Origin of the sequence: Enterococcus sp. DIV1337a (assembly GCF_051712285.1) — a bacterium.
Lineage (GTDB): Bacteria > Bacillota > Bacilli > Lactobacillales > Enterococcaceae > Enterococcus > Enterococcus faecalis.
The window spans coordinates 1,712,097-1,734,735 of record NZ_JBIOOP010000001.1 but is presented as its reverse complement, the minus strand read 5'-3'; the positions used below and the strand labels follow the sequence as shown (position 1 = coordinate 1,734,735).

At 35.5% G+C, this 22,639-nt stretch carries 17 protein-coding genes and 1 other RNA gene; 10 read left to right on the top strand and 8 right to left on the bottom strand.

Features of this window, described 5'->3' with window-relative positions:
- Positions 1-32 precede the first annotated feature (32 nt).
- A complete protein-coding gene (locus IGL49_RS08280) occupies positions 33-2,174 on the bottom strand; it encodes a GH92 family glycosyl hydrolase (RefSeq protein WP_104853705.1) in 2,142 nt (713 codons plus the stop codon).
- 172 nt (positions 2,175-2,346) lie between these two features.
- Between IGL49_RS08280 and IGL49_RS08275 the strand changes: the two genes are divergently transcribed.
- On the top strand, positions 2,347-3,444 hold the full coding sequence (locus tag IGL49_RS08275) for an FUSC family protein (protein WP_104853706.1): 1,098 nt from the start codon (positions 2,347-2,349) through the stop codon (positions 3,442-3,444).
- Positions 3,445-3,832: 388 nt separating this feature from the next.
- On the top strand, positions 3,833-11,314 hold the full coding sequence (locus IGL49_RS08270) for an LPXTG cell wall anchor domain-containing protein (RefSeq protein WP_104853707.1): 7,482 nt from the start codon (positions 3,833-3,835) through the stop codon (positions 11,312-11,314).
- Between the two features lie 49 nt (positions 11,315-11,363).
- Here IGL49_RS08270 and IGL49_RS08265 read toward each other — a convergent pair whose 3' ends face one another.
- Both IGL49_RS08265 and gloA2 read right to left on the bottom strand, forming a co-directional pair.
- Positions 11,364-11,852 carry a hypothetical protein gene (locus IGL49_RS08265; RefSeq protein ID WP_104853708.1) on the bottom strand — a complete coding sequence of 163 codons (489 nt, stop codon included), beginning with the start codon at positions 11,850-11,852 and terminating at the stop codon, positions 11,364-11,366.
- 27 nt (positions 11,853-11,879) lie between these two features.
- Positions 11,880-12,260 carry an SMU1112c/YaeR family gloxylase I-like metalloprotein gene (gene gloA2 / locus IGL49_RS08260; RefSeq protein ID WP_104853709.1) on the bottom strand — a complete coding sequence of 127 codons (381 nt, stop codon included), beginning with the start codon at positions 12,258-12,260 and terminating at the stop codon, positions 11,880-11,882.
- 208 nt (positions 12,261-12,468) lie between these two features.
- On the opposite strand from gloA2, the gene treP reads away from it, so the two are divergent.
- Both treP and IGL49_RS08250 read left to right on the top strand, forming a co-directional pair.
- On the top strand, positions 12,469-13,935 hold the full coding sequence (gene treP / locus IGL49_RS08255; RefSeq protein ID WP_104853710.1) for a PTS system trehalose-specific EIIBC component: 1,467 nt from the start codon (positions 12,469-12,471) through the stop codon (positions 13,933-13,935).
- 127 nt (positions 13,936-14,062) lie between these two features.
- Positions 14,063-15,067 (top strand): nucleoid-associated protein, encoded by a 1,005-nt coding sequence (locus IGL49_RS08250; protein WP_104853711.1) that lies wholly within the window; start codon positions 14,063-14,065, stop codon positions 15,065-15,067.
- Between the two features lie 34 nt (positions 15,068-15,101).
- Here the strand turns inward: IGL49_RS08250 and IGL49_RS08245 are convergent, their stop codons facing one another.
- Entirely contained in the window at positions 15,102-15,455 is a 354-nt protein-coding gene (locus IGL49_RS08245; RefSeq protein WP_104853712.1) for a YxeA family protein, read from the bottom strand.
- Between the two features lie 198 nt (positions 15,456-15,653).
- Here IGL49_RS08245 and IGL49_RS08240 point away from each other — a divergent pair, with 198 nt between their 5' ends.
- Positions 15,654-16,358 carry a zinc metallopeptidase gene (locus IGL49_RS08240; RefSeq protein ID WP_002384290.1) on the top strand — a complete coding sequence of 235 codons (705 nt, stop codon included), beginning with the start codon at positions 15,654-15,656 and terminating at the stop codon, positions 16,356-16,358.
- A gap of 83 nt (positions 16,359-16,441) precedes the next feature.
- The gene (locus tag IGL49_RS08235; protein WP_002356871.1) at positions 16,442-16,780 is read left to right on the top strand and encodes a hypothetical protein; all 339 of its coding nucleotides are present in this window, start codon (positions 16,442-16,444) and stop codon (positions 16,778-16,780) included.
- 26 nt (positions 16,781-16,806) lie between these two features.
- Here IGL49_RS08235 and IGL49_RS08230 read toward each other — a convergent pair whose 3' ends face one another.
- Positions 16,807-17,652, bottom strand: a complete 846-nt coding sequence (locus tag IGL49_RS08230) for a PhzF family phenazine biosynthesis protein (protein WP_104853713.1) — start codon at positions 17,650-17,652, stop codon at positions 16,807-16,809.
- Between the two features lie 56 nt (positions 17,653-17,708).
- Positions 17,709-18,560 (bottom strand): PucR family transcriptional regulator, encoded by an 852-nt coding sequence (locus IGL49_RS08225; protein WP_104853714.1) that lies wholly within the window; start codon positions 18,558-18,560, stop codon positions 17,709-17,711.
- A gap of 77 nt (positions 18,561-18,637) precedes the next feature.
- On the opposite strand from IGL49_RS08225, the gene tadA reads away from it, so the two are divergent.
- On the top strand, positions 18,638-19,159 hold the full coding sequence (gene tadA / locus IGL49_RS08220; protein ID WP_104853715.1) for a tRNA adenosine(34) deaminase TadA: 522 nt from the start codon (positions 18,638-18,640) through the stop codon (positions 19,157-19,159).
- A gap of 39 nt (positions 19,160-19,198) precedes the next feature.
- An RNA gene (gene ffs / locus IGL49_RS08215) (signal recognition particle sRNA small type) lies at positions 19,199-19,285 on the top strand.
- An 87-nt stretch (positions 19,286-19,372) separates the two neighbouring features.
- Here ffs and IGL49_RS08210 read toward each other — a convergent pair.
- Positions 19,373-20,611, bottom strand: a complete 1,239-nt coding sequence (locus IGL49_RS08210; RefSeq protein ID WP_104858737.1) for an aminopeptidase — start codon at positions 20,609-20,611, stop codon at positions 19,373-19,375.
- Between the two features lie 250 nt (positions 20,612-20,861).
- Between IGL49_RS08210 and IGL49_RS08205 the strand changes: the two genes are divergently transcribed.
- Together IGL49_RS08205 and IGL49_RS08200 are read left to right on the top strand one after the other, a co-directional pair.
- The gene (locus tag IGL49_RS08205; protein ID WP_002356883.1) at positions 20,862-21,434 is read left to right on the top strand and encodes a TetR/AcrR family transcriptional regulator; all 573 of its coding nucleotides are present in this window, start codon (positions 20,862-20,864) and stop codon (positions 21,432-21,434) included.
- Positions 21,435-21,589: 155 nt separating this feature from the next.
- On the top strand, positions 21,590-22,063 hold the full coding sequence (locus IGL49_RS08200) for a TspO/MBR family protein (protein WP_104853717.1): 474 nt from the start codon (positions 21,590-21,592) through the stop codon (positions 22,061-22,063).
- 72 nt (positions 22,064-22,135) lie between these two features.
- Here IGL49_RS08200 and IGL49_RS08195 read toward each other — a convergent pair whose 3' ends face one another.
- Positions 22,136-22,579, bottom strand: coding sequence for a flavodoxin (locus IGL49_RS08195; RefSeq protein ID WP_104853718.1), 444 nt, complete (start codon positions 22,577-22,579; stop codon positions 22,136-22,138).
- Positions 22,580-22,639 lie beyond the last annotated feature (60 nt).

The following is a 22,639-nucleotide window of genomic DNA, read 5'->3' as shown; positions in this document are numbered from 1 at the left end:
ATGTTCATAAAAATTGAACATCTTTCTTTTTATTATTTTTCCGTACTTAATGAAAACGGTCGTTCTGCTGTGTTTTGTGGATTCGGGACGATCCCTAATTGATAATCTAAAGTCCCGCCGTTTAATAGTTCTTGATGAGTAAAATAAGGTGCAGTATGTTTTTCTTGGTTTAACTGAATTTCATGAATAAATTGTTGTTGGACTTTGTTCGGTGATGTCTGAATGGTTAAGTGTTTACCATTTGACAGTTTTACTTCCGCCGTCTGGACTAAAGGCATCCCGATTACATATTCACCAGTTCCTGGTGTGACTGGATAAAAGCCTAAGCTATTAAAAATATACCAAGCAGACATACTACCATTGTCTTCATCGCCTGGATAGCCAGTTGGTGAAGCATTAAATGTTTGCATCAATTGTTTTAAAAGTGGTTGAGCCATCTCTGGTTTACCAATGTAGCTGAATAGAAACGGATAATGGAAACTTGGTTGATTTGAGATAGCTAATTGACCAAAATCAATTGCCGCCATTTCACTCATTTCATGAATTTCAAAACCATAGCCTTCAACGTTAAAGTTAGGCGCTTGATTGCAAAGCTGAATTAATTTTTTTTCGAAAGTTAACTCGCTACCATATAGCTTAATCAAACCTGCAAAATCTTGATAGACCGCAAAACTTGATTGCCAAGCACTTCCTTCGGCGTAATCTTTGCCCCAACGAATATCTAAAAAGTCAGGACGGAAATTGCCTTCAGTATCCTTTGCTTGCATAAAGCCAGTTTCAGGATTAAAAAGTTGTTGATAATTCAAGGCTTGTTGACGATAAAACGTTGCTGTCTCTAAATCATTCAATGTTTTTGCAACTTGTGAAATACAGAAATCGCTATACGCATAGTCTAAGGTATGATTGACAGATTCATGATAGGTTGAAGGAACATAGCCATATTTTAGATAATCCAGAGTTCCTTGACGTCCATAATTTTCTCGTTCGCTTTGTTGTGTGGCGCCTTTTTTCATCGCTTCTAGGAACTGAGGCATCAAGTCAGGACGAATCTTTTTCACGGCGGCATCAGCAATGACAGCGTCAATCAAGGTGCCAGGCATTAAACCACGCTCATCTGGCGATAACCATTTTGGCAAGAAACCTGTTTCGTTGTAACTATTTAAAAAGCCTTCTAGCATCTCTTCGTATTTTTCCTGAGCAATCAGCGAGAACAATGGGTAGACCGTTTTGTAAGTATCCCAAAAGCCATTATTGGTATATAGCACACCAGGGCGAACAGTTTGTGAAAACGTATCATAATGAATTGGCTGCTGATTTTCGTCCAATTCATAAAAGGTTTGTGGAAATAGGAATGTTCGATACAGTGTATGATAAAACGTTTTAGTATGTTCAGGATTTTCATGCGTTACTTTAAGGCGATCGAAATAATTCTGCCAATCTGCGATTCCTTGTTGTAGCATCTCAGTAGAACGGAAAGAGATTTCTCGCGCTAAATTTAACTGCGCTTGTTTTTCAGAAATAAATGAACTACTAAAATGAACAACTTGTTGAGCAATATTTCCAAAAGAAAGAAGGATTTTGCCATCTTCGCCTGAAGAAGGGGCAAACCATTTGGTCAAAGGCTGTTCAAAATGAAGCACAAAATAAAAACGAAAATCTGGATCTTCACAACCAGAATAGTTGATGACTTTTACAGCCACTTGATGGTCATCTAATTGTTTTACTTGATAACGTCCAGGCAGAGTTAGTAGTAAGTGATTATCTTTTTGTTGATAATCCATGGTTAAGATACCACCATACATGCTTGGGATTAATTGAGAAGTTATTTGATAGCGTAATTGAGTTAAGTTAATTTCGACAGGAGAAAAAAGGCTTTCTTCTGGACGATAAGAACTTTGGGCATGGAATAAAGAAAGTTCCGACAATGAACCACTGACAGGGGTCATTAATAAATGGCTAAAATCACCCATCCAAGGACTTGGTTGATGCGTTACTCGATAGCCTTGAAATGTTCGATCTTCTGGATGAAACCACCAGCTGCCTTTTTGGTCGGTTGTTTGCGGGGCGTAAAAGTTCATCCCAAATGGCACGCCAGTATAGGGTAGACAATTCCCATTTGAAAAACTATGTTGGTTGGCAGTTCCGTGTCGCGTATCAATCGCTTGAATATTCATGAAAGTAGCTCCTTTGTTTTAAATGATATATCATATAGGCTGATTATAGCACAAAAAACGAGAAATGAAAGCGTATTTATTTGCTTTTTTATTTATTTTTAACGAATTGGTATATTCAATTTGAAGAGGGAATTGACAAGCATGTTACAATGGATAAGGAATCGATATTGGAGTGATTGTTATTTATTTTTTTAGTACAAAAAGTCAGCAATTTTTTGCGTATGTTGGGGCCATTTTCCCAGTCATCGCCTTTTTTTTGGTTAGTTTTTATACATTGGATTTTTTATTTTCCCCAAGCTATTTAATTATGGTGCCTGTATTTACTATTATGTTTAAAATTAACTATAAAAAAGATTATTCGTTTGTAGCGCTGCTCAAAATGAGTATCAGGCAATTTGTGATCAGTTTTTTAGCATTTATAGCTAGTAGTTCCTTTAGCTGGTCTATTATTTTAAATAGTAGTGTGACATTTTTAATTGTTTATTTATTTTATTCATCTGCGACGCCGATGCGGTATCATAGTTACTTGATGATGTTTACGTTTTGTCAGTTAATCCAGGTTAAAGGAAATACATTTTTGATGCAATCTCAAGTTGTGGCCTTTTTAATTGGTCTTTTTTTATTGGCTTTAACACTAAACGCTTGGTGGCAAACAGGATTAAGTCAGCTAACCAGCTTAAAGAGTAGAGGCCATAAAAGCATTCAATTAAATATGAAGCAACAAAAATTGGCGGTTATTAATTTCTGGCACGACTTACAACAGACTTTTTTGGGGATCACAAGTTTCAAACAATTTTTAGAAAGTCCTGACGAAAGGGTGCAACGATTTCGTTTAGCTGTTCGGATGAGTTTCACTATTACGCTGAGCTTTGTTTTAATGTGGAGTGTCGGAGGTATTAAAATAATTTGGATTCCGATGAATGTTTTTCTACTCCTGCATCCTGTGAAAGCAGAAATGAACACACGTATTAAGACGCGTTTTTGGGGAACTCTTTTAGGGTGTTTTCTTAGTTTGTTTGTCGTGAATTGGCTTCAATTGCCACTGACACACCTGGTTGTTTCTAGTTTGATTGGCATTTTTGTTTATGCCCTAAAACCAGGAACTGTGTTACAAGTGACAATGGCAACGATTTTTGGGTTATGTTTGGCAACAATTAGTTTGCGAGGGATGTACGCTGCAGAATTGCGGGTCTCTTTTGTATTATTGGCAATTTTTGTTGTTTGCTTAATTGATTTAGTTGTTTACTTATATTTTCGTTTGCTAGAATAATAATATTAATATACTAAAAAAAGATTCGTTTTTAAAACGAATCTTTTTTTTGTTCAAAATAATGTGGGTATTATGAAGATAATAGAAGAGTATAATGAGGAATTCTCAATGGTTTTTTTATGCTTCAATTGTTAATAAAATAGTAATTTTAATTTTTTTATGGAATGAATAGACAATTTAATTGTATTGTCTAAAACGATCGTTATATAAGAAAGATTGATTAGGATATTATTTATACTCCTAGTAAAATAGATATACTCACCTTTCAGTATAAAAGAAAAGATAACGAATAATTGAGAAATAGTGGTAGCTTTTTGTCTACGATTATCCTAAAAACGTGCCTGAAAATTGAGTGTTTTGTTAGAAAAATTATTTGGGAGGAATTTTAATGACAATCAACAACAAACAAAAAAAGGAGACGAAGAGCCGCAAAGTCTTGCTTTGGTCGAGTGTTTTATTAACGTTAGGCACCTATTCAGCAACTACCTCAAGCCTGGTTGCTCATGCAGAAGAAGAACGGAATTTTACAACGGTTGCCAATGAAATTGTACCGAAATTTCCCCCGTCCCCTCGAGGTGTTTCGATCACTGGGTTGGATACATTACGTTCAGGCTATTTCAAACAGCCAATGAGTACCGTTGCTGATATTAATACGACAGTAACTTTAAATCCTTCTGCTGATTGGACTTTATTAGATAAGCCAAATCTTTTAGCCGTTTCAAAATATCAATGGTATCGTTCCACAGATGGAAAAACATGGGAAGTTGTGCCGAAAACAGAAGGTGGCGAGAGCAAAAAATTAACAGTCACTTCTGATAAAGTCAAAACCACTTATTATCAACAACATACTTGGTGGGAAGGACGGTTGATTGGTCGTGGTGGTGACTTGTATTCTAATGTTGCTTCGATTGAATTTATTGTGGAACATCCTGTCTCAAAAATTGTTGTCGACACGCCACGTGATTACTATGTGAATAACCAATTAACGACAGAAGCGTTACGTGAAGGGATTTTAAAAGGCGGTTTTGATAATATTCAGGCTGAATCGATTGTTGTTCAGCCTAGCGTGCAAATTATCCCAACAAATGGTCAAGGAGAAGTTAAATGGTCGATTGATAATCCTGAATTAGGAACAATTGATCCCAAAACTGGTCGTTTGGTTTTAACTAACGATAAAACGAAGTTTGGTCCCTTAACGATTACAGCGACTGTTGATATTGGTGATGGAAAACCAATTTCTGGTTCAAAAACAATTTTAATCGGAAACGGAATTGATCCAAGTGCCGACAATCAACGTGTCGTTGAAGGAGATGACGCCAAGTTCACTATTTCAGGATATGATGAAGAATGGTTCCAAGATGCCAATGACCCAAATGTGAAAAATGGGTATTATATTCAATGGTTTAAAGGCGACCCCTCTCAAAAGAACAAGGGACAAAAAATTATTGGTGAAACTGGACGTACATTGGTGTTAAAAAATGTTCAATTAACTGATGATTTTAGTCAATACTATGCCCAATTAATTGTGAAATCAAACGGAGTGAAAGCGACTGATGTTTTAAGTGAAGACCAAGCAAGTATTTATACGAATGCTGGTGTTTTGACGGTTATCCCCTTAAGTGAAGCACAAAAAGATGCGATTGAAGCAATTCAAAAATTACCGAATTTATCACAAGTAGAAAAAGATGAATTTGTTCAAAAAGTGAACCAAACGAAAAATGGTCAAGAAATCAAAGACGTTGTTAAAGAAGCTAATGAAAAAGATGCACAGAATTTAGCTAATGCAAAAAAAGAAGCCAAAACAGAAATCAACCAATTGGTTTTACCGAAAAATTGGCAAAATAGTTTTACAGAACGAATTGAAAATGCCGAGACCATTGCGGAAATTGAAACCATTATCAAAGAAGCCGAAGAACGTGCAGAAGCCATCAAAGTCTTTGAAGAAGCGCAAAAACAAGCGATTGATGCAATTAACCGCTTGAAAGCTTTAACCAATGAAGAAGGAACCTTTAATGGCTTAACACCAGAAGAAAAATCACAATATATTGAATGGGTAAAAGAAGCCAAAACAATTAACCAAATTCAAAATATTGTCGTAGAAGCAATCGAAGAAAATACCCAAAAAATCTTGTCGCAAGTCCAAAAAGATGCTTCTGAAAAAATTGATAAATTGAATTTAACCAGTAAACAAAAGACGGAATTTAAAGAGAAAGTAATGAATGCCAAAACGGTTGAAGAAGCGCTAAAAATCTTAGAAGACGCACGTAATTTAGCAGATCCAACGCGTAAACCGAAAATGGACGCAAAACAAGAAATCAATCAGCTGCCTGGTTTAACAGAAGAGGAAAAAGCCGGCTTTGCGAAAAAGATTGATGCAGCCAAAGATAACAAAACCATTTCGACGATTCTGGAAGAAGCCACAAAATTAAATGATACAAGAATCGAAGCGGCTATTAATGAAGTCAATCAGTTGAAGAATTTAACAAATGAAGAAAAACAAGCAGCCGAAAATAAAATTGATGAAGCGACGAATTTAGACCAGATAAATAAAGTAGTTGAAGAGATGAAAAATTTGGATGCTGCTCGCCAAGCAACGCGTGATAACGCGCAACAAGAATTAAATAACTTAAAAAACCTAACAGAAACAGAAAATAATCACTTTAATGAACGTTTAAACGACGCCAAAAGTGTCAAAGAAATCAATCAAGTTGTGGAAGATGCACGACAAACCGATGAAGCTAATCATTTAGCTAAAGAATTAGAAGCAGCGAAAAAAGATGCGCAAAATAAAATCAATGAATTAAAAGATTTAACAACTGAAGAAAAAGCTACTTTTGGTGATCAAGTAAATAACGGCAAAACAGTCGATGAAGTCAATCAAATTGTTGAAGAAGCAATCAAACAAGACGATACAACACGTCGTGAAAAAGAAAAACAGTTTGAAGAATTAAAAAACAAAGGAAAAGACAAAATCAGCAATGAATTTGTCGACTTAACGCCAGCGGAAAAAGAAGGATTCATTGAACAAATCGAAGCATTAAACAATCCTGATAACGATTTAGACGCGTTAAAAAATATCATCGATCAAGCACAACAAAAAGACGAAGCGAATCGTTTAGAAAAACAATTAAACGAAGCCAAAAATAAAGCAAAAGATATGATTAATGGTTTGGATAATTTAGATAAAATAACAAAAGAAAAGCTGATTGAACGTATCAATAATGCACAAACAGTCGATGAAGTAAATGGTATCCGTCAAGAAGCGTTAGATCAAGATGAGGCTCTTCGTCAAGAAAAAGAATTAGCTAAGGATAAAATTGCCAAAGAATTAAATCATTTAACGGCAGAAGAAAAAAAAGAATTTATCACTAACATTGATAAGGCTCAAACAGTGGAAGAAATTCAAGGGATTTTAACCGATGCAGAAACAAAAAATCTTGAAAATCAAGAAGCACAAAAACGCAAAGAATTAAATGAAGCAAAACAAAAAGTTCAAGAAATTTTAGATGGCTTAGAAAATCTATCACCAGAAGAAAAGGATCGCTTTGAAAAAGAAATAAAAGAAGCCACAAACCAAGAACAATTGGAAAAAATCAGTAATGATGCAAAAAACAAAGATACAGAAAACTTCATTCATCAAAAAAATAACACCAAAGATACCATTAATAACAATGAACATCTAACTGATACTGAAAAAGAAGAGTTGAAAAAACAAGTAGATGAAGCAAAAAATAGTACAGAAGTCAAAGGTATCGAAGACAAAGCTAAAAAACAAGGCGAAGCTAACAAAGCAGAAAAAGAAGCGAAAGAGTTAGAAGACGCTAAAACTAAAGTTAAAGATTCAATTAATAACAATAACGACTTAACTGAGTCAGAAAAAGATTCACTAGCTAAAGAAGTAGACGACTCAAAAACAATTGAGGAAGTCAACTCAGTTGAAGACAAAGCCAACAAACAAGGCGAAGCTAACAAAGTCGAAAAAGAAGCGAAAGAGTTAGAAGACGCTAAAAATAAAGTTAAAGATTCAATTAATAACAATCCTGACTTAACCGACGCAGAAAAAGATTCACTAGTCAAAGAAGTCGAAAATTCAAAAACAATTGACGAAGTTAATTCAATTAACGATAAGGCAAACAAACAAGGTGAAGCTAACAAAGCTGAAAAAGAAGCCAAAGAGTTAGAAGATGCTAAAAATAAAGTCAAAGATTCAATTAATAACAATCCTGACTTAACCGACGCAGAAAAAGATTCACTAGTCAAAGAAGTCAAAAATTCAAAAACAATTGACGAAGTAAATTCAATTGCAGATAAAGCGGATAAACAAGGTGAAACCAACAAAGCAGAAAAAGAAGCGAAAGAGTTAGAAGACGCCAAAACTAAAGTCAAAGATTCAATCAATAACAACGGTAATCTAACCAAAACTGAGAAAGATTCCTTAACAAAAGAAGTGGAATCGTCAAAAACAATTGACGAAGTAACTTCAGTTGAAGACAAAGCCAACAAACAAGGCGAAGCTAACAAAGCCGAAAAAGAAGCGAAAGAGTTAGAAGACGCTAAAAATAAAGTCAAAGATTCAATTAATAACAATCCTGACTTAACCGACGCAGAAAAAGATTCACTAGTCAAAGAAGTCGAAAATTCAAAAACAATTGACGAAGTAAATTCAATTGCAGATAAAGCGGATAAACAAGGTGAAGCTAACAAAGCTGAAAAAGAAGCGAAAGAGTTAGAAGACGCTAAAACTAAAGTTAAAGATTCAATCAATAACAATCCTGACTTAACCGACGCAGAAAAAGATTCACTAGTCAAAGAAGTCGAAAATTCAAAAACAATTGACGAAGTAAATTCAATTGCAGACAAAGCTAAAAAACAAGGCGAAGCTAACAAAGCCGAAAAAGAAGCCAAAGAGCTAGAAGATGCCAAAACCAAAGTTAAAGATTCAATTAATAACAATAACGACTTAACTGAGTCAGAAAAAGATTCACTAGCTAAAGAAGTGGACGACTCAAAAACAATTGACGAAGTTAATTCAATTAACGATAAGGCAAACAAACAAGGTGAAGCTAACAAAGCCGAAAAAGAAGCGAAAGAGTTAGAAGATGCTAAAACTAAAGTTAAAGATTCAATCACCAACAATCCTGACTTAACCGACGCAGAAAAAGATTCACTAGTCAAAGAAGTCGAAAATTCAAAAACAATTGACGAAGTAAATTCAATTGCAGACAAAGCTAAAAAACAAGGTGAAGCTAACAAAGCTGAAAAAGAAGCCAAAGAGTTAGAAGACGCTAAAAATAAAGTCAAAGATTCAATTAATAACAATCCTGACTTAACCGACGCAGAAAAAGATTCACTAGTCAAAGAAGTGGACGACTCAAAAACAATTGACGAAGTAACTTCAGTTGAAGACAAAGCCAACAAACAAGGCGAAGCTAACAAAGCTGAAAAAGAAGCCAAAGAGTTAGAAGACGCTAAAAATAAAGTAAAAGATTCAATTAATAACAATCCTAACTTAACCGAATCGGAAAAAGATTCTCTAACAAAAGAAATGGAATCATCAAAAACAATTGACGAAGTAACTTCAGTTGAAGACAAAGCAAACAAACAAGGCGAAACTAACAAAGCCGAAAAAGAAGCGAAAGAGTTAGAAGACACCAAAAGCAAAGTCAAAGATTCAATCAATAACAATCCTGACTTAACCGACGCAGAAAAAGATTCTCTAATAAAAGAAGTGGAATCGTCAAAAACGATTGACGAAGTAACTTCAGTTGAAGACAAAGCTAAAAAACAAGGTGAAACCAACAAAGTTGAAAAAGAAGTGAAAGAGTTAAATGACGCTAAAAATAAAGTTAAAGATTCAATCACTAACAATGAGAATTTAACAGAAACTGAGAAAGAATCGTTATTGAAAGAAGTAAACGACTCAAAATCAATTGAAGAAGTAAATTCAGTTGAAGATAAGGCAAACAAACAAGGTGAAACTAACAAAGTTGAAAAAGAAGTGAAAGAGTTAAACGACGCCAAAAATAAAGTCAAAGATTCAATCAATAACAACGAAAACTTAACAGAAACTGAGAAAGATTCGCTAATCAAAGAAGTCGACGACTCAAAAACAATTGAAGAAGTCAATTCAATTAACGATAAGGCAAACAAACAAGGTGAATCTAACAAAGCCGAAAAAGAAGCAAAAGAATTGGAAGATGCCAAGAACAAAGTCAAAGACTCAATCAATAACAATTCTGACTTAACTGATACAGAAAAAGATACTTTAACGAAAGAAGCTGAAGGCTCAAAAACAATTGACGAAGTAAATTCGGTTGAAGACAAAGCTAAAAAACAAGGTGAATCTAACAAAGCCGAAAAAGAAGTGAAAGAGTTAGAGGACACTAAAAACAAAGTCAAAGACTCAATCAATAACAATTCTGACTTAACCGATACAGAAAAAGATTCTTTGATCAAAGAAGTCGAGGATTCAAAAACAGTTGACGAAGTCAATTCAGTTGATGAAAAAGCAAACAAACAAGGTGAAACCAACAAAGCGGAAAAAGAAGCGAACGAATTAAACGACGCCAAGAATAAAGTCAAAGACTCAATCACTAACAATGAGAATTTAACAGAAACTGAAAAAGATTCGCTAATCAAAGAAGTCGAAGAATCAAATTCTCAAGACGATTTGAAAGTAATCGAAGAAAAAATTCAAGATATTGAAAATGATCGTGAAAAACCAGAACCGCCAGTTGATCCAGTTGAACCAACCGATCCAGAAGAAAAAAATCCAGAAAAACCAGAACCACCAATTGATCCAGTTGAACCAACAGATCCTGATAATAAAAATCCAGACAGCGGTGATAAAAATAACGAAAACAATCCTTCAAAAGTAAACAAAGAGCAGTTAAAAGAATTTTATAACAAAGTCATGAACCTGGTTTCAACAGAATATACACCAGAATCATGGCAAGCTTTTAAAGAAAAACGTGAAGCAGCTTTAAAAGTGATAAATGATGTTAATGCCACACAAGAACAAGTCGACACTGCCTTGAAAAACTTAACAGAAAGTCATGCTGGTTTGAACAAAATCGTTCCTGTTAATAAAAACGAACTAAGAGATTTTTACAATAAAGTGACAAATTTAGATTCAACAAACTATCAACCAGAATCATGGGAAAAATTCAAAGCAGCTCGCGAAGCAGCCTTGCAAATCATCAATGATACAAATGCAACACAAGCGCAAGTGGATCATGTGCTGAAAGAGTTACAAGCTGCTCATAAAGGCTTACAAGCACGTGATGTTCAAGTAAAAGTGAACAAAAATGCCTTGCGTTCTTACTACAATCAAGTCACAACTCTACGTTCAACTGATTATACTCCTGAGAGCTGGAACACCTTTAAATCAGCTCGGGAAGAAGCTTTACGTGTCATCAATGACGCCAATACCACACAAGAAGAAGTTGATCGTGCTTTGAAAGAATTACAAACTACGCATAATCAATTACAAGAAAAACCAAAAAAAGTCCCAACAGAAACACTTCCAGAAAAAGAAGAAAATCAAGGTTCCGGAGATTCACATGTAAAGCCAAGTGAAGAACCAAAGTCAGAAATTGAAAACAAACATCCAAAATCAACCATTGACGAACCGACAATTTCTTCAGAAAAAACTGAAACAAACACAACTGATTCAGCAAAACCTGAATCTACAACAGACCTGAACCCACAGAGCAAACCATCAACACCACTCTCAGCAGTTCAACCAAAAACAGCTGGAACATTACCAACAACCGGTGAAAGAAATTCTTCATGGTGGACCATTTTAGGTTCAGCAGTGTTAGCAATGACTGGCTGGTGGACACTGTCCAAAAAGAAAAAAAATAATTAAAAAAATGCGAGCAATGTTAGAATATCGATCTAGCATTGCTCGAGTTTTTTTATTGAATTCGTAATAATTCAGTTACTTTTTCTAAATATCGTTGTTCAATGGAGGAGAAATCAGGTTCGATAAAGTCTTTCTCGGGAGATTCAATTGCTTGTTTTAATCGTTGTAAAACAATGAACCAACCAGCAATATCTCGAAAACGTTCAGTAGTAAAGCTGTCAGGCAAATAGTCACGAAAGGCTAATTCTGTTTCCTGAGTATCCTTTTTTTTCAAAATAAATTGAATATTTCCCGTATCCCAAGTTACATTTAATTGTTTCATTGGTTTAAAAGTGATAAATGGCAATAATTCTTCAAAATCATCGATTACAAAGCGCCAAGCAGTAGGTCTTTCGTTTTGAACAACTTGAAGTTCAGGAAACCATTTAATGATGTTTTCTGTTTCGGTAAAAAAAGTCCATAAATGTTCAGGTGAAGTTTGTATCGTCATAGTGGTTTGATAAATTATGGTTGTGCCTTCTAAAGTAAGTCTTTCAGTCATAAAAATTTCTCCTAACATTTAAAGTAGTTATTCATGAAGTTCTAAAGGTAGCCCATCTGGATCAAAAAAGAAGGTCATTTTTTCACCCGTAAAATCATCTACTCGTAGCGGTTCTGTTTCAATTCCTTGTTCATTTAAAAAAGCAATCACTTCTTCAATATGTTCAACTTTAAAAGCTAAATGACGCAATCCTAAAGCTTCAGGATAAGAGGGACGAGCTGGAAATTGATCAGAAATGAAAATTTCCAATTCATGGCTACCTAATTTTAAATCTAATTTAATATCGTTTTTTTCGGGACGATGATTTTCGCGAAGAATTTCAAAGCCCAACTTTTCGACATAAAAATTTTTAGTTGCTTGATAATTTGAGGCATTAATTGCCACGTGATGAATTTCTTTAAAAAACATTTTCGTACTCCTTTTCGTTTTTTCCTCTGTAGTATAGCAATAAAAAAGCAGCTAAAAAAGCGTTCTGTTTGACTCTTTAAAAAAAGGCAAGGGACTTGTAAAAAATAAAATTACTTTTTCGGAAGAAAGCGCTTGCCAAAAAAAGAATAATAAAGTATGATGTATATACAACTTAATTGTATATACAAGTTTGAGAGGAGAATGTAAAATGGGTAAGTTTCAAAGCGATGCACAACAGTTGTTGAAAGCAGTAGGAGGCAAAGAAAATATTTCAGCTGTTTCTCATTGTGCAACTCGAATGCGTTTTGTATTAAAAGATCCAAAAAAAGCGGATGTACCTGTGATTGAAGATATTCCTTCTGTAAAAGGAACCTTTACAAATGCTGGACAGTTTCAAGTAATTATTGGGAATGAAGTCCCACAATTTTATAATGATTTTTCTGCAATTTCCGGTTTAGAAGGGGTTTCAAAAGAAGAAGGGAAAGCAGCTGCCAAAGATAATTTGAGTCCTGTTCAACGAGTTGTTTCTGTTTTAGCTGAGATTTTTACACCATTAATTCCTGCACTTGTTATCGGGGGATTGATTTTAGGGTTCCGCAATATTTTGGAAGGGGTTCCATTTGGTTTTCTTGATGGTCAAACAATCGTGGAAGTTTCTCAATTTTGGAATGGAGTCAATTCATTCTTATGGTTAATTGGCGAAGCAATTTTCCACTTCTTGCCAGTTGGGATTACGTGGAGTATTACGAAGAAAATGGGGACCACACAAATCTTGGGGATTGTCCTAGGGATTACATTAGTCTCACCACAACTTTTGAATGCTTATTCAGTTGCGACGACTAAAGCAGCAGAAATTCCTTTCTGGGATTTTGGGTTTGCTCAAGTTAACATGATTGGTTATCAAGCGCAAGTTATCCCTGCTATGTTAGCCGGCTTCTTGCTTGCCTATCTTGAAATTTTCTTTAGAAAAGTGATTCCTCAAGCAATTTCAATGATTTTTGTACCATTGTTTGCTTTAGTGCCAACAGTGTTGGCTGCACATGTCATTTTAGGACCAATTGGTTGGACGATTGGTAGTTGGGTTTCTGATATCGTAAATGCAGGATTAACGTCAACATTTAATTGGTTATTTGGTGCTGTCTTTGGCTTTATGTACGCACCATTAGTCATCACCGGGTTGCATCATATGAGTAATGCTATTGATTTACAGTTGATTGCTGACTTTCAGTCAACCAACTTATGGCCAATGATTGCTCTATCAAATATTGCACAAGGTTCAGCGGTTTTAGCGGTTATCTTTATGCATCGTGGAAACAAAAAAGAAGAACAAGTTTCGATTCCAGCGATGATTTCTTGTTACCTAGGTGTGACTGAACCAGCGATGTTTGGAATCAACTTAAAATATGTTTATCCGTTTATTGCAGGCATGATTGGTTCGGCAATGGCAGGTATGTTTGCCACTTTAATGGGCGTTCGTGCGACAAGTATCGGCGTCGGTGGTTTACCAGGAATTTTATCCATTGTCCCACAATATTACTTGCCGTTTTTAGGCGCAATGGTGATTGCCATTATCGTACCAATGGGCTTAACTTATATTTTCAGAAAGAAAGGCATCTTTAATAAAGTCGATCCAGTTGATGAAGCAACAGGTATGTTATATAGCGAAGAAGGATAAGCGCTTTTGGGAGTGAAGGAGAATTCGTAGACAAATGTCTACGAATTCTTCTTCTTTTTATAGAAACTATTGGCTTTTTTCTCTCTTTCAGTTAGACTAAAAAGGTTGAGAAAAGGAGAGCATAAAAATGGATATTTATTTAAAAAAAGCAATTTTACACATTATTGATCGAGAAACTGGGACACCTGTTTTTTCTGAAAAGGAATTAGATTTAACCACTGAATACATTCGAACGTATTTAACTGCAAAAATTTCAAAACTTTCGACTGCACAAACAAAGACTGGAACATTGGCGGAAAATAGTTCCTTTGTTGATACGTTACGTGGGACTCCTAGTGATTTTGTAAAGAAAAGCCAAGAAGTTACCCAACATTGGTATGATGTTTATTCAGGAAGCGAAGATGCGCCTAGCGCCGATATCTTGTTCATTTTATATGAATTAGATACGGTATTACATGTCGCAATGATTAAATTAAATTATAAAGAAAGTTACACACATTACGTCGATTATGAAGAAGAGTCCGTTTATAACAAATTGATTATCAACCGAGCAATTTTGTCTTCAAAATCACAAAAACCAGATGAAGGAATAACGGTTGACTTAGATACATTAGCGTTTGAATTACTAGAGAAAAGATATGAATTTTCAGGAGAAAAAATCTGGTATTTCTCTGAAAAAGTGATAGAAACGCAAGCAGCACCATCAATGGAAGAAAATATCAAAGAAATTAAAAAAGCAGTCAAACGCATTGGAAAGAAATTTAACGAAGATGAGTTTGAACTAATGGCTTCTGTAAAAGAAGCGGTGTATGATAGCATTGAGGAAACGGGAACGATTGACAATGAGCAGATTGCTGAGCAAGTGTTTAAAGAAAATGTATCAGCTAAATTAGCTTATCAAGAAGAAGTGAATGAGTCGAAGTTTGTCGATAAAACACCGCCAGTCAGAGAATCTCGGGAAATTTCTGAAAAGAAATTTGGCAAACAAAAGTTAAAAATGGATAACGGTATTGAATTAATTGTTCCATTAGATGTTTACCGCAATGGCGATTTAATTGAATTCGTTAATAATCCAGATGGCACAGTGTCCATTATGCTAAAAAATATTGAAAAAATTAGTAATCAATTATAAAGAAAAAACCGTTGGTCGATTGCCAACGGTTTTTTTATTTTAATTTTTCTAACGCTTTTTCTGGGACTTCTTTTTCTGTCACTTCATTCCAACTGATCACGCCTTTACGGGGATTAACTTTCAATTTTAGATAGGCTTTCATACGCAACGGTTGATCACGATATTCGTTTAATTCTATGGTCTTTTCTTCGCCATTTTTATTAAACGCGGGTTGTTGATAATAATACATGGTCATCGGTTCACTAGTAGCCGATTTTTCATCTTTCTTTTCACCAGATGTTGTGATTTGTGTATAATAGGCTTCTCCGCCGTAATAGTAATTATAAACGCCCCAGCTACCACCGGCTAAAATGACTAAGGGGATTAATATTTTTAGTAATGTTTTCATTTTCCTCACCTCAAGGAATAGTATGCCTTTTTTTTAGGAAATTTGCCATATTTTTTTCCGTTAATTGAGTGACACTTTTGTTAGTTTTGGTACTTTCTTGAAAAATTCATCATTTTTTTAAACAAAAGACAACGTTTGTCGCTCCCTTTTTTTCACTATCATGCTACAATAAAGAAAAAAAGATGGAGGTAGAGGACAATGATGCCCTTTTATTTTGGAATCGATCCAACCTATATATTGGTAATTATCGGAATTGCGATTTCTGGTGCGGCCTCCGCATATGTTAACAGTACCTTTCGTAAATATGATCAAGTACGAAGTAGTAAACATGTTACAGGCACGCAGGCAGCACAGTATATTTTACAAAAAGAACAAATTAATGATGTCGGAGTTCAGCAAATCGCTGGCGATCTAACTGACAATTATAATTCTGGAAACAAAATGTTGAGTTTATCTGAAGCAACTGCTCAATCGACATCGGTCGCGGCTATTGGCGTGGCAGCTCATGAATGTGGACATGCGGTACAAGATCATACGAACTATGTGCCTTTACGTCTTCGTGCAGCCATTGTTCCAGTTGCCAACATCGGTTCAACCATTTCCTTTCCACTAATTTTGATTGGTGTTTTATTTAGTTGGAATCAAACGTTAATCAATATTGGAATTTTGGCTTTTTCATTAGCCTTGATTTTTCAATTGGTGACTTTACCGGTGGAGTTTAATGCGTCGAGACGTGCGTTAAGTATTCTTTCTGAAGGTGGTTTATTAACTGAAGAAGAAGTCCCAATGGCCAGAAAAGTTCTTTTTGCAGCTGCACTTACCTACGTAGCAGCAGCGCTTTCGACCTTTTTACAACTTTTACGTTTGGTTATTTTATTTGGTGGCAACAACCGACGGGACTAAGTGCTAGCAAAGGTCTTTCTATTACGCATAAAAGTAATAATATGTTATGATTAAAGTAGAAAATAACAGAGGAGCTGAAGGAAATGAAAGCATCAACAAAAATTGGTATCGGTTTAAGCATTGCTGCAGTTGCAAGTGTCTCTGTTGCAGTCATCGCTTCTGAAAAAATTATTAAGAAGGTATCTCATGTTTCCAATCGTTATAAAGTTAAAAAGTTTGTAGACGATAAATTTGATGGAAACCAAAAATTATTATCGATTGTCGATGATTTATCCGATGATGAATTAGATTCTGTTTTAAATGTTGTCGATCGTGTGAAAGATGGCGGTTCAAAATTAGCTGAATATGGCGAAAAAGTTAAAGACAATACAGATTCTTTAAAAGAACGTTTTTTCACATTTATTGAAGATGCAATGAAGTAAAAAAGATGGCCTAGGCCATCTTTTTTTTATAAAAATAATTCTTTTGTTTCGACATAATAGCCTCTACCACCAACTAGAACTTGATCAATTGTCTTTTGGGGTGTAGTGTTCAAACGCACTAAGACTTCTGAAGGAGCGTTTAAGTTATCACCTTGGGCAAAGGTATAATTTGATTTTTGCAAAATATGGTGATGGTGAAGATAACAAGCTAACGCGCCATTTGATGTACCAGTAGCGGCTTCTTCATCAATGTCATAAAGGGGCGCAAAATTTCTACAATTAATATTTTCCTCAGACAAAGCAAAAAGATGCATCCCAATAACTCCATACTTTTGGCTAAGTAACTTAATTTTTTCAAAGTTTGGTTGTAAATCGTGTAATGATTGCGCATTTTTAATGGGAACCAAAATATCTTTTAGTCCCGTTGACACAATCTGGATAGGAAAAGCTGTTGTCACTGCGTTTAAATCAAAGCAGCCGCTCAATTCTTCTAAAGTGAGCGTATCATAAAAAGTTGGGACAGTTTGTTCCATAAATAGTTGTTCATTGTTCGCCGTGATTGCGAGCAAACCGCTGTTGGTTTCGATTGTATATTCTGTTTGCAATAATCTATTTAAGTGCTTCATGATGGTGAAAGCACCAATTGTCGCGTGGCCACATAAGTCGACTTCTTCTTTTGGTGTAAAATATTCAAGGCGAAAATCAGCAATCTTTGAGTCTGAAACAAAAGCAGTTTCCGCAAATCCTAGTTCTTTGGCGATGGCCATTTTTTGGGTTCTCGTTAATGGCTGTGTTATAAAAACAACGCCTGCTTTGTTGCCACCTTCGTGGTTTTTACTAAATGCACTAGCGACATATGCGGTAATTTTCATTGGAACGCCTACTTTCTAATTGGGAATAAAAAACATACAGTAGAAAAATGGACGTGCTACTTTCTTAATAACAAATAACAAAAGATTAAATCATCCATTTTTTTTAAAGATAAGCCAGTTTGTTCAAAAAACTTTTCCAACCGATAGTGTAAAGTATTTCGATGCATAAATAAATCTTTTGCAGTGGAGCTGATATTGCCTTGATTTTTCCACAAAGCGCTGATGATCGGCTGAATATCGGTATCTTTATTTAATAAACGACGATAATGATCAACAAGTACATTTTGGCTCATAGCTTCTTTGGTAAAATAGTGGAGGGCGACATCAGTTAAACTAAAAACAGTCGTTCGACTATAGGGATTAAGTTCTTCTGAAAAAATACGTTGTTCTTCATGGAAACAACGGCGAAGAATATCTTCAGAGGAATAAAAATTACCAACAAAGACAGCACTAGCGCAATCAAAGTCTGTATCTAATGTTAAAAAGATTCCTTGAATTTCTTCTTGTTGAAAGGTATTTTTTGACTGTTCTTCAACTAAAATATACATATTATTGCTTGGACTGAAACAATCAACTGTATCTGGAAACATCTTCGTTAAATTAAATTGCCATTCAGCTTGTAATTCTTTTGTGACATTCGTTTGAATTTGCAACATACGAAAGGTCCCTTCGACAGGTAATTTTGCTTGTTGAAATAAGTAACTGAACCAAGGGTGGTTACCAGTTATTGTTGGATTTTCAGAAACAGGAAAAAGCGCTTCCAACAAATGCTGTTCTTTAATACTTAAAAAAGCTTTATTCACAATGAAAAATTGGTCGTCAACAGGAATTGAATAGGTGGCTTCGGAACCAATTGTTTTTGATAAATAGCCTTTGGGATAAAGCTGAGATAAATTTTCAATAATCATAGACACACCTCACTGATTTATTGTACCATGAAGCAAGACAGAAGTTTAGTGGGAAAAAGCCGAAAGGTGGAAATTAATTGGGAAAAAAAGAAACAACGTTAACACAAGAAGAAAAAGAATTTTTTATGCGAGAAGCCATTGCAGAAGCGAAAAAAGCAGAAGGTTTGGCTGAGGTGCCTATTGGAGCTGTAATTGTTCAGCAAGGGGAAATTATTGGTCGCGGGCATAATCTGAGAGAAGCACGTCAAGAAGCAACGGCACATGCAGAAATGTATGCAATCCAAGAAGCGTGTCGCGGGATAGAAAATTGGCGTCTAGAAGAAACCCAATTATTTGTAACTTTAGAGCCTTGTCCAATGTGTAGTGGGGCGATGCTTTTAGCACGAATTCCAGAAGTCTATTATGGCGCAACCGATCCTAAAGCAGGCACTGCTGGCACATTGATGAATTTATTAGAAGATGAACGCTTCAATCATGTGGCCTATGTCGAAGCAGGAGTTTTAGAAGAAGAGTGTCGCTTATTATTAGTTCAGTTCTTTAAAAAGTTACGGGCAAAGAAAAAAGAAGAGAAACTTTTAAAAAATCAAAAGAAAGACTAGTCAAAAGAATAAAAATACGTTATACTAGGTTTTGCCGAAAGGCTAGGACAATGGCGGGCTAGTGAATTGTGTCAGATCCGGAAGGAAGCAGCACTAAGCAAGTGCCGCCATGTGTCTGATTGAATAAGGAACGTATCAAGGCTGAGAAGCCTTTTTTTATTTGAAATAAAAAGAAGCAAGCCGTTATTTTTTACGGCTTGCTTCTTTTTAAATTTATGCCCAATCGCCATTTCTGAAAACTGGAACAATCGTCCCGTCTTCTTTGATACCATCAATATTCATTTTGTCAGATCCTACCATAAAGTCCACGTGTGTTTGGCTACGATTTAAACCAGCTTCAGCTAATTCTTCTTCGCTCATCTCAGTGCCGCCTTGTAAGTTGAACGCATAGGCGGAACCAAAGGCTAAATGATTAGAGGCATTTTCATCAAACAATGTATTATAAAAAATCAAACCGGATTGTGAAATTGGTGAAGGATCTGGCACTAAAGCAACTTCTCCTAAGTGTTTGGCACCTTCATCAATAGCTAATAGATTTTTCAATGCTTCTTCGCCTTGTTCAGCTGAGAAGTCAACAACTTTGCCATCTTTAAATGTAAATTTCATTCCCGAAATGATTGTGCCAGCATAACTTAGTGGTTTTGTACTAGAGACATAGCCATCAACGCGGCGACTATCTGGGGCAGTGAAAACTTCTTCTGTTGGCATATTAGCCATGAATTCTTCCCCACGTGCGTTATAACTACCAGCGCCTTCCCATAAATGGTTTTTAGGTAAGCCAATCGTTAAATCTGTCCCAGGAGCTGTGTAGTGTAAAGCAGTAAATTGTTGTTCGTTTAATTCAGCCGCTTTTTCTTGTAATTTTTTATCATGAATATCCCAAGCAATGACTGGGTTTTCTTCGTAAATTCGTGTTGTTTTGAAAATTTCATTCCAAAGTGCATCGACTTGTTCTTCACTTGTTGCTAATTCTGGAAAGACTTTAGCTGCCCAGCCTTCACTAGCAGCAGCTACAACAGTCCAACTTACTTTGTTGGCTTGTGTTGCTTTTCGTAGGTTGACGAATGCTTTCCCATTAGCCGCTTGGAAAGTAGCTACACGTTGTGCATCCACGCCAGCTAATGCATCAGGATTAGAAGAAACCACGCTAATTCGGCTTGCGCCTTTAGCAATCCAATCGTCGGTTTGATCAATTTTATATTGAGGAACATTTTCAATACGATCAGTTGCAGCATGAGCTAAAAATTCACGTTGAATGGTTTCGTCGCTCCATTGAACAATTACTTCGGCAGCGCCTAAGCGATAAGCTTCTTCCGTAATTAAGCGGGCAAGGGGCGCTTGATCGACACTGATTTGTAAAACAACCGTATGATTGTCCTGAACATTGACACCCGTTTCAGCAATTAAACGTGCATATTTCTTTAGATTTTCATTAAAATTCTCTAAGGTCATTCGTGATTCCTCCTTCATTTTGATGGGTAATGACTGCTCATATCATAACACGGAAGAGCAGGTAACTCAACGAAATAACGCCTTTATCAACTGTTATTTTAAGTCGGGGTAAAAGTTGTCGTGCTCCCGCTCAGTGAACTTTTGTACAAAGAGTTGTTCTAATTTTGCATAATAGAAAAATCGTGTTACAATAACCATAAGCATTTATTTGGAAGCGTTGTATATGAATGAATAAAGGGGATAGGGAATTATGGCAAGAAAAAAAACCATTACGAAAGAGCAGATTTTAACAGCTGCCTATGAAGTAGTCGCCACTGAAGGATTTTCGAAGTTCACTGCACGTAATATTGCTAATAAAATGAAATGTTCCACCCAACCGATTTATTTGGAATTTAAAAACATGGATGATTTACGCGATGCTTTATTCCAAAAAATTCATAAATACTTAGCGAAAGAAGTATTTCCAGTAAAACATACCGGGAATACAATTGTTGATTTGGCTTTAAACTATATTCATTTTGCGACAAGTGAAAGTAAGTTATACCGTGCGCTTTATTTAGAAGAATATGGTGGCGGCAAAAAAATGCAAGAATTCTCTTATCACTATTTTACTGAAGCGGTAAAAGCTGATCCTGAGTATGCTAATTTAAACGATGTTCAAATTGACTCTTTACACATGGGAACATGGGTGGTCGCAACTGGTGTGGCTGCATTGATGACTTCTGGAATTATCCATCCTTCAGAAGAACAAATCATTCATTTAATGAAAGATAGTATTGAAGCAATTCTTGAACGAGATGAACCAATTGATATTGATTTATAAAAATTAAAAAAAGTGTAACCTCATGCTGATAACTTCTGTGAGGTTACAACAAAAGGCTGTTTCTTAAAAGAACGGTCTTTTTTGTTAAGTGTATTAATGGTAGATTATTCGCAACCATGCTACAGTAAAGAGGAGAAATAGAAAGGAGAAAAAATATGAACATATTAAAAGATAAGCGTTTATGGATAAGTATTGTAGGAATTACTGGGCTAGGACTCTTGTCGGGCTTATTTTCAGTAAATGCGAGAGAATATTATCAAGCGTTGAGATTACCAAGCTTTGCTCCGCCAGGCTGGTTATTTGGACCGATGTGGTTGGTATTGTATATTTTTATGGGCATTACTTTTTATTTCATCTTAATTCATCCAAATAAACAACAGAAAAAACGGATGATTACGCTCTTTATTTTACAATTTATTGCGAACTTTTTCTGGACATTTTTCTTTTTCTCTTTACAAAATAATTTAGTATCTGTGATTGATATCTCTTTGTTATGGCTATTATTAATAGTTCAACAGTGGGACTACTTGCGTTATAAATTAATAACGCGTGGTTGGTTGATGATTCCTTATATTCTATGGGTTACTTTTGCGGCAGCTTTAAATTACAGTATTTTATTTTTAAATTAGGAATATCAAAACACCAGAGAAAAAATGGTTATTTCCATTTTTCTCTGGTGTTTTTGATTTATTTCAACGTAGTTATTCTGCGGCCGTTGCTAATTTTTTCGCAAATTCTTCTAAACGTTGGATGTCGTCTTCTTCAGCGGCTAAATCAACTTTAACGCTGTCGGCGCCTTTTTTTGCCCCAATTTGAGTAAAGACTGCTTCGAAGTCGTCCACAGATTTACAAAAATCATCATAAAACGTGTCTCCGGAACCACAAACGCCGAAGATTTTTCCTGATAAATCAATCTCTTGTAAGTCTTCATAGAAATCGACAATTTCATCAGGTAAATCGCCATCACCGTACGTATATGTAGCCACTACACAGATATCGGCATCTTCAAAATCAGTGGCATCGACTTGCGTACACTCATCAATTTCGACCTCTAATTCTAAATCTTCAAATGCTTCTGCAACAATGTCGGCAATTTCTTCTGTATTCCCAGTCATGCTTGCATACACAATTTTTGCTAACGTCATAAACTTTCTTCCCCCTCATACAATTCTGTCACTTATTATAGCAGATGCGTATTTCTTATA

Bases quoted from the DNA above. Each gene is read 5' to 3' on its own strand.
- IGL49_RS08205 (WP_002356883.1), top strand. From the start codon at position 20,862: ATGGCAAGAAAAAAAACCATTACGAAAGAGCAGATTTTAACAGCTGCC.
- IGL49_RS08240 (WP_002384290.1), top strand. From the start codon at position 15,654: ATGATGCCCTTTTATTTTGGAATCGATCCAACCTATATATTGGTAATT.
- IGL49_RS08225 (WP_104853714.1), bottom strand. From the start codon at position 18,560: ATGATTATTGAAAATTTATCTCAGCTTTATCCCAAAGGCTATTTATCA.
- IGL49_RS08230 (WP_104853713.1), bottom strand. From the start codon at position 17,652: ATGAAAATTACCGCATATGTCGCTAGTGCATTTAGTAAAAACCACGAA.
- IGL49_RS08250 (WP_104853711.1), top strand. From the start codon at position 14,063: ATGGATATTTATTTAAAAAAAGCAATTTTACACATTATTGATCGAGAA.
- IGL49_RS08200 (WP_104853717.1), top strand. From the start codon at position 21,590: ATGAACATATTAAAAGATAAGCGTTTATGGATAAGTATTGTAGGAATT.
- treP (WP_104853710.1), top strand. From the start codon at position 12,469: ATGGGTAAGTTTCAAAGCGATGCACAACAGTTGTTGAAAGCAGTAGGA.
- IGL49_RS08210 (WP_104858737.1), bottom strand. From the start codon at position 20,611: ATGACCTTAGAGAATTTTAATGAAAATCTAAAGAAATATGCACGTTTA.
- IGL49_RS08265 (WP_104853708.1), bottom strand. From the start codon at position 11,852: ATGACTGAAAGACTTACTTTAGAAGGCACAACCATAATTTATCAAACC.
- IGL49_RS08270 (WP_104853707.1), top strand. From the start codon at position 3,833: ATGACAATCAACAACAAACAAAAAAAGGAGACGAAGAGCCGCAAAGTC.
- IGL49_RS08195 (WP_104853718.1), bottom strand. From the start codon at position 22,579: ATGACGTTAGCAAAAATTGTGTATGCAAGCATGACTGGGAATACAGAA.
- gloA2 (WP_104853709.1), bottom strand. From the start codon at position 12,260: ATGTTTTTTAAAGAAATTCATCACGTGGCAATTAATGCCTCAAATTAT.
- IGL49_RS08245 (WP_104853712.1), bottom strand. From the start codon at position 15,455: ATGAAAACATTACTAAAAATATTAATCCCCTTAGTCATTTTAGCCGGT.
- IGL49_RS08280 (WP_104853705.1), bottom strand. From the start codon at position 2,174: ATGAATATTCAAGCGATTGATACGCGACACGGAACTGCCAACCAACAT.
- IGL49_RS08235 (WP_002356871.1), top strand. From the start codon at position 16,442: ATGAAAGCATCAACAAAAATTGGTATCGGTTTAAGCATTGCTGCAGTT.